The sequence below is a fragment of the Leifsonia sp. KNZ12-8B genome, assembly GCF_056755495.1.
This window is the reverse complement of record NZ_JBPGXM010000168.1, coordinates 1-6895: the sequence shown is the minus strand read 5'-3', so window position 1 is coordinate 6895 and position 6895 is coordinate 1. Positions and strand designations below refer to the sequence as shown.

Genomic DNA, 6895 nt, shown 5'->3' with positions numbered 1-6895 from the left:
GGCGGTTTTCGCGTGAATGCGCGCGTACTCGGCGGGTGCCGGCGGGGGGGTCAGGGGCGCGGGCGGAGGGTGAGGGTCTGCTCGGCCGCGGCCGTGACGGCCGGGCGGGTGAACGGCCAGGGACGGGTCTGGCCGCGCGCCCAGAGGTCCGTCTGGTCGGCGTAGTGCGGGTCGAAGGCGTGACCGGAGGCTCCGGTCAGGTTGATCCAGCGGCTGTCGTCGAAGTCGGCGAGGTCGATGACCATCCGCATGGACGGCACGCGGACGACCTCGTAGCCCTGGTCGGCGTCCCAGCCGGTCGCGTCGACGACGCTCGACCCTCCGCCCACCGGGTACGGCCCGCGGTTGAACAGCCACTCGATCACCGGCACGCCCGACTCGCCGAGGCTGGCGTTGCGCAGCTCCAGGGTGTGGAGGCGGTCCCAGCGCCACGACGACGTGTCGTGGCCGAGCAGGTCCCTGGTCTTCGTCCAGGCGGCGTTCGCGACGGCCGTGAGCATCGAGTCGCGGTCCTTCGCGCCGAGATCGGGGTCCGCCCACCAGCCGGAGTCCGGCCGCTCGACGAGGTTCTGCACGACCGCGAACCAGCGGTCGCCGCCCTGCGGGACCGTCGTCTTCGGCAGCTTCTTCGCGAACATGTCGGCGAGCAGCGTGCGCCAGAACACCGCGAAGTACGCGGCCGCCGCGCTGTCGGCGTCGTCACGGTGGTCCCACTCGGCCAGCAGCCGGCCCGCGTGCGCGACCCCGGAGTCGGGGTCGGCCGCGTCGCCGAGGCGGACGATCAGAGGCGCGAGCGTCGCGGCGTTCGCGTCGTACGTGTCGAGCTGGAGGGCGCTGAGGTCGGCGGACCCGACCTTCTTCCCGTCGGCGATCATCGTCTGGAGGCGCACCTGCAGCTCGTTGGCCCGATAGCCGTAGTCCCAGTCCGCCGTGATCATGGCCGGGTAGCCGGGGCCGACGGCCGCGTTGTTCGCCGTGACGATGAGGCCGGACGGCGGGTTGAGGACCGACGGCAGCTGATCGTAGGGGATGGTCCCCACCCAGCCGTAGCTGCTCGACCAGCCCGGGACCGGCATGGTTCCGTCGCCCTGGGCGCGGACCGGGACGCTGCCGGGCGCCTGGTAGCCGATGTTCCCGTCGACGTCGGCGTAGACGAGGTTCTGCGACGGCACCTGGAACTGCGCGGCGGCCGCCCGGAAGCCTGCCCAGTCGCGTGCGGTGTCGAAGGCGAAGATCGCGCCGGCGGTCGGCCCCGGCGTCAGTGCGGTCCACTGCAGCGAGAGCTGGAACTGCTGCGCGGGCACACCGAGCTTGCCGGCCTGGTCCTTCGCGATCGCCCGGAAGCCGTCGCTGATGCCGGTGACGATCGGGCCGTGCCTGGTCGACCGGACCCGGATCTCCACATCCTTGCCGCCCGCCACCCTGATGCGCTCGGGCCGGACGGTGAGCGGGACCTGCTGCCCGTCGTACTCGTACGTATCGCCGGTCACCTTCTCGAGGTAGAGATCGGTGACGTCGGGCCCGAGGTTGGTGAACCCCCACGCGATGCGGTCGTTGTGGCCGATCACCACGCCAGGGAACCCCGAGAAGCCGAACCCGCTCACGTCGAACGGGCACTCCGGCCCGACCGTCGTGCAGTGCAGCCCGACCTGGTACCAGACCGACGGCATGGAGGCGCCGAGGTGCGGGTCGTTGGCGAGCAGCGGCTTGCCGGTATCGGTGTGGGCGCCGGAGACGACCCACGAGTTCGAGCCGATATCGTCGCCGGCAGGCCCCATCAGCCGGGGGAGCGCGTCGACGGAGGAGGCGACCTGCTCCAGCTCGGAGCGGTACGCCTCGGCGGGCGGCGCGTCGGTGTCGGCGGAGGCGGCCCCCGCGGTCGCGGACGGCGGCGTCACCCGCTCGGGCGAGCCTCCGCCCAGGTCGGTGATGGTCGGGTGCGCATTGTACGGGTAGCCGGGATGGAGGACGGCGATCTGCTCCGGCGTCAGCCTGGTCGACAGCAGAGCCCGGTCGACCTCGTCCTCGAGGTTGGAGCGCAGGTCCCACGCCATCGCCTTGAGCCAGGCCACCGAGTCGGCGGGGGTCCAGTGCTCGGGGGTGTAGCCCGGGTTCTGCAGGCCGAGCACGGCGTACTCCAGCGACAGCTCGGCGCCGGAGTGCCGGTCGAGGTAGGCGTTCACCCCGTCGGCGTAGTCCTGGTAGTACCGCAGCGCGGTGGGGTCGAGCTGCTTCACCTCCTGCTCGGCGACCTGCCGCCAGCCGAGCGTGCGGATGAACACGTCGGTCGGTACCTGGCTCGCCCCGAACAGCTCGGCGAGGCGGCCGGAGGTGACGTGACGGCGGAAGTCCATCTCCCAGAACCGGTCCTGCGCGTGCACGTACCCCTGCGCGCGGAACAGGTCGTGGGCGGTCGCCGCCTCGATCTGCGGCACGCCGGCGCTGTCGCGGCGGACGGTCACCGGCGCGGTGAGCCCCGGCACGTCGACGGTGCCCGAGGTCTGCGGGAACGACCGCGCCACCGTCCAGATCGCGACGCCGCCCGCGGCGGCGACGAGCAGCACGACGACGGCGAGCACGATTCCGAGCGCGCGAAAAGCGCTGCGCTGGCGTGTCAGCCGGGGGGTGTCTTCGCCCACGTCTCTCCCTCGAGCTCGCTCTGCGCGGGCCCGAGTCGCTCGGGACCTGCCGTGCTTGGGACTTTAACGCATGCGGGCGACGGGCCGGTCACCGCGACGTGAGCGCCGCCCATGCCATCGCCTCCAGCACCGGGCGCACGGAGGCGGCGTCGACCGGCGCAGAGCCGATGCGGGCGGAGTGCGGCGTCGAGTTGATGAGGCCGAAGGTCGCCTGCACCCTGACCCGCAGCTCGTCGGGGGAGAGGGCGGGGTGGAGCGCGCTGAGCACGCCCATCCAGAGCTCGACATAGCGGCGCTGCAGCCGCCGCACCTCGCGGCGCTCCGTGTCGGGGAGGGCGTCGAGGTCGCGGTCCTGCACGCGGATGGTGTCCGGCTCGCTGAGGGCGAAGTCGACGTGGAAGGCGATCAGGCCGCGCAGCGCCTCCGCCGGGCCGGCCGCGTCCGCCTCCACCGCCGCGCCGCCCTCGAGCAGCGACTCGCTGACGCCGACGAGCAGCGCGGCGAGCACCGCCTGCTTGGAGGGGAAGTGCCGGTACACCGCCGGTCCGCTGACCCCGGCGGCCGCGCCGAGATCCTCGATCGACACGCCGTTGAAGCCGCGCTGGGCGAACATGCCGGCCGCGGCCTCCAGCAGGGTGGCGCGGCGGTCGGCCTTCGCCTGGCTGCGCTGGGTGGGGCGGGTCGTCGTCATCGTCGGCTCCGAGCGGGTCTGGACATTCCGGTTAATGAACACTAACCTGAAACTCGGTTAGCAGTCACTAACCCGTTGTCGATGAGGACGAGGGAGGGTCATGGCGACCCTGATGACCACCGCGCAGGACGCGCCGCAGCGCGCCGGTGCCGGAGACGCCGCCGCAGCAGACGCGTTCGGGCGCAACGACGCCGCGCAGCGCGCGCTGGCCGACGACCTCCGCCGACGCCTGGCGGTCGCCGCCGAGGGCGGCCCGGAGCGCGCCCGCGAGCGGCACGTCGCGCGCGGCAAGCTCCTCCCGCGCGACCGGATCGACGCGCTGCTCGACGAGGGCAGCCCGTTCCTCGAGCTGGCGCCCCTCGCCGCGACCGGCATGTACGGGGACGAGTGCCCAGCCGCCGGCGTCATCGCGGGCATCGGGCTCGTGGCCGGCCGGCACGTGATGATCGTGTGCAACGACGCGACGGTCAAGGGCGGCACCTACTACCCGATGACGGTCAAGAAGCACCTGCGGGCGCAGGAGGTCGCGCTCGAGAACCGGCTGCCCTGCATCTACCTGGTCGACTCCGGCGGCGCGTTCCTGCCGATGCAGGACGAGGTGTTCCCCGACCGCGACCACTTCGGCCGTATCTTCTACAACCAGGCCCGGCTGTCGGCGGCGCGCATCCCGCAGATCGCTGCCGTGCTCGGGTCGTGCACCGCGGGCGGCGCATACGTGCCCGCGATGAGCGACGAGACGGTGATCGTCCGCAACCAGGGCACGATCTTCCTCGGCGGGCCCCCGCTCGTGAAGGCGGCGATCGGCGAGGTCGTGACGGCCGAGGAGCTCGGCGGCGGCGACCTTCACGCGCGCACCTCCGGCGTGGTCGACCACCTGGCCGAGGACGACGAGCACGCCCTCGCGATCGTGCGCGACATCGTGGCGACCCTCCCGCCTCCCGCCGCTCCGGCCTGGGAGGTGCTGCCCGCTCGCGAGCCGGCCGCCGACCCGGCTGAGCTGTACGGCGTCGTGCCGGTCGACGTGCAGGCGCCCTACGACGTGCACGAGGTCATCGCGCGGCTCGTCGACGCGGGAGCATGGAGCGAGTTCAAGCCCGAGTACGGGACCACACTGGTCACCGGAGTCGCGCGCCTGCACGGGCACCCGATCGGCATCGTCGCGAACAACGGCGTGCTGTTCGCCGAGTCGGCGCAGAAGGGCGCGCACTTCATCGAGCTGTGCGACCAGCGCGGCATCCCGCTGCTGTTCCTGCAGAACATCTCCGGCTTCATGGTCGGCCGCGACTACGAGGCGGGCGGCATCGCCAAGCACGGCGCCAAGATGGTGACGGCGGTCGCGACCACGCGCGTCCCGAAGCTCACGGTCGTCATCGGCGGCTCGTTCGGCGCCGGCAACTACTCGATGTGCGGGCGCGCCTACTCGCCGCGGTTCCTGTGGATGTGGCCGGCCGCGCGCATCTCGGTCATGGGCGGCCAGCAGGCCGCCAGCGTGCTCGCCACGGTCAAGCGCGACCAGCTCGACGCCAGAGGCGAGGAGTGGAGCGCCGAGGACGAAGCCGCCTTCCGCGCCCCGATCGCCGCGCAGTACGAGCAGCAGGGCAACCCGTACTACTCCACCGCGCGGCTCTGGGACGACGGCGTGATCGACCCCGCCGACACCAGGACAGTGCTCGGCCTCGCGCTCGACGTCATCTCCCGCACCCCCCTTCCCGACCCGGCCTTCGGGCTCTTCCGGATGTGATCGCCATGCCCACCGCGCTCTTCGGCACCGTCCTCGTCGCGAACCGCGGCGAGATCGCCTGCCGTGTCATCCGCACCCTGCACCGCCTGGGCATCCGCGCGGTCGCGGTCTACAGCGACGCCGACGCGGGGGCGCCGCACGTGGCGCTCGCCGACGAGGCCGTCCGGCTCGGCCCGGCACCCGCCCGCGAGAGCTACCTCGACGTGGAGGCCGTGGTCGCCGCCGCGCGCGCGACCGGCGCCGAGGCCGTGCACCCGGGGTACGGCTTCCTCTCCGAGAACCCCGCGCTGGCGCAGGCGTGCGAGCGAGCGGGCATCGTCTTCGTCGGTCCCGGCGTCCACGCCCTCGAAGTCATGGGCGACAAGATCGCCGCCAAGCGCGAGGTCACCCGGCACGGCGTCCCGACCATCCCGGGGATCGCCGAGCCCGGCCTGAGCGACGACCAGCTGATCGCGGCGGCCGAGCGGATCGGCTACCCGGTGCTCGTGAAGCCGTCGGCGGGCGGCGGCGGCAAGGGCATGCAGGCGGTCCGCGCCGCGGCCGAGCTGCCGGAGGCGCTGCGCACGGCGCGCCGCGTGGCCGCGGCGGCATTCGGCGACGACACGCTCTTCCTGGAGCGCCTGGTCAGCGCGCCCCGGCACATCGAGGTGCAGGTGCTCGCCGACCGGCACGGCGCGATCGTGCACCTCGGCGAGCGCGAGTGCTCCCTCCAGCGCCGGCACCAGAAGGTGATCGAGGAGGCGCCGTCCCCGCTGCTCGACGCGGTCACCCGGGCGCGGATCGGGGAGGCCGCATGCCAGGTGGCGGCGAGCGTCGACTACGTCGGCGCGGGCACCGTCGAGTTCCTGGTGGCGGCGGAGGCGCCGGACGAGTTCTTCTTCATGGAGATGAACACGCGCCTCCAGGTCGAGCATCCGGTCACCGAGCTGGTCACCGGCGTCGACCTCGTCGAGCAGCAGCTGCGGATCGCCGCTGGCGAGCCGCTCACGCTCGCGCAGGAGGACATCCGGCTGACCGGGCACGCCGTCGAGGCGCGGGTCTACGCCGAGGACCCGAGCCGCGGCTTCCTGCCCGCGGGCGGGCGGGTGCTCGCCCTGCGCGAGCCGACGGGTGAGGGGGTGCGCGTCGACAGCGGGCTCGCCGCCGGGCTGCCGGTCGTCACCGAGTACGACCCCATGCTCGCGAAGGTGATCGCGTGGGGTCCTGACCGGGCGGAGGCGCTCGCCCGGCTCGACCGCGCGCTCGCCGGCACGGCGATCCTCGGCGCGGTGACCAACGTGGGGTGGCTGCGCGGCCTGCTCGCCGATCCCGAGGTGCGCAGCGGCGCGATGGACACGACCCTCATCGATCGCCGGGTCGCGGCGGGGGAGGGGCAGGACGACGGCGACGCGCCCTCGGTCGGCGAGCTCGTGGCCGCCGCGCTGGTCGCGCACCGCGACCGCGAGGCCCGGCCGCCCGCCGGCGTCGGGACCGTCTGGGCGGCATCGACCGGCTGGCGGCTCGGCTCGCCGCGGCCGGTGCGCTACGACATCGCCGGGCGGGAGGTCGCGGTCGCCGGCGGGCGGGTGTCGATCGACGGCGACGAGCACGATGCGTCATTGCGCCTCCTGCCTGGGGCCGCCGGCTCGCCCGACGTCGCGCTGCTCAGCCTGGACGGTCTGGTCACGCGCTTCGACGTCGCGCGCGACGGCGACGCAGCAACCGGTGCCGGCACCTCCGCTGGCACCGGCACCGTGTGGCTCGGCCATGAGGGGCGCGCCCGCGCGCTGCGGCTGCGCGACCGGGCCGAGCGGCTCGCGGAGCGCCTGTCTCTTATACACATCT

The 6895-nt window shown here is 73.4% G+C and carries 4 protein-coding genes; 2 read left to right on the top strand and 2 right to left on the bottom strand.

Annotated features, from left to right (window positions below; genetic code table 11):
- Positions 1-50 precede the first annotated feature (50 nt).
- Positions 51-2579 (bottom strand): penicillin acylase family protein, encoded by a 2529-nt coding sequence (locus ACR9ZG_RS17315; RefSeq protein WP_481286087.1) that lies wholly within the window; start codon positions 2577-2579, stop codon positions 51-53.
- Positions 2580-2727: 148 nt separating this feature from the next.
- On the bottom strand, positions 2728-3330 hold the full coding sequence (locus ACR9ZG_RS17310) for an SACE_7040 family transcriptional regulator (RefSeq protein WP_481286086.1): 603 nt from the start codon (positions 3328-3330) through the stop codon (positions 2728-2730).
- Between the two features lie 112 nt (positions 3331-3442).
- Here ACR9ZG_RS17310 and ACR9ZG_RS17305 point away from each other — a divergent pair, with 112 nt between their 5' ends.
- A complete protein-coding gene (locus ACR9ZG_RS17305) occupies positions 3443-5071 on the top strand; it encodes a carboxyl transferase domain-containing protein (RefSeq protein ID WP_481286088.1) in 1629 nt (542 codons plus the stop codon).
- Between the two features lie 5 nt (positions 5072-5076).
- The coding region (locus tag ACR9ZG_RS17300; protein WP_481286085.1) for an acetyl-CoA carboxylase biotin carboxylase subunit at positions 5077-6895 on the top strand (1819 nt) is incomplete at its 3' end.

What these genes read in the sequence shown, in the direction of transcription:
- ACR9ZG_RS17305 (WP_481286088.1), top strand. Translation starts at nt 3,443, where the DNA reads ATGACCACCGCGCAGGACGCGCCGCAGCGCGCCGGTGCCGGAGACGCC.
- ACR9ZG_RS17310 (WP_481286086.1), bottom strand. Translation starts at nt 3,330, where the DNA reads ATGACGACGACCCGCCCCACCCAGCGCAGCCAGGCGAAGGCCGACCGC.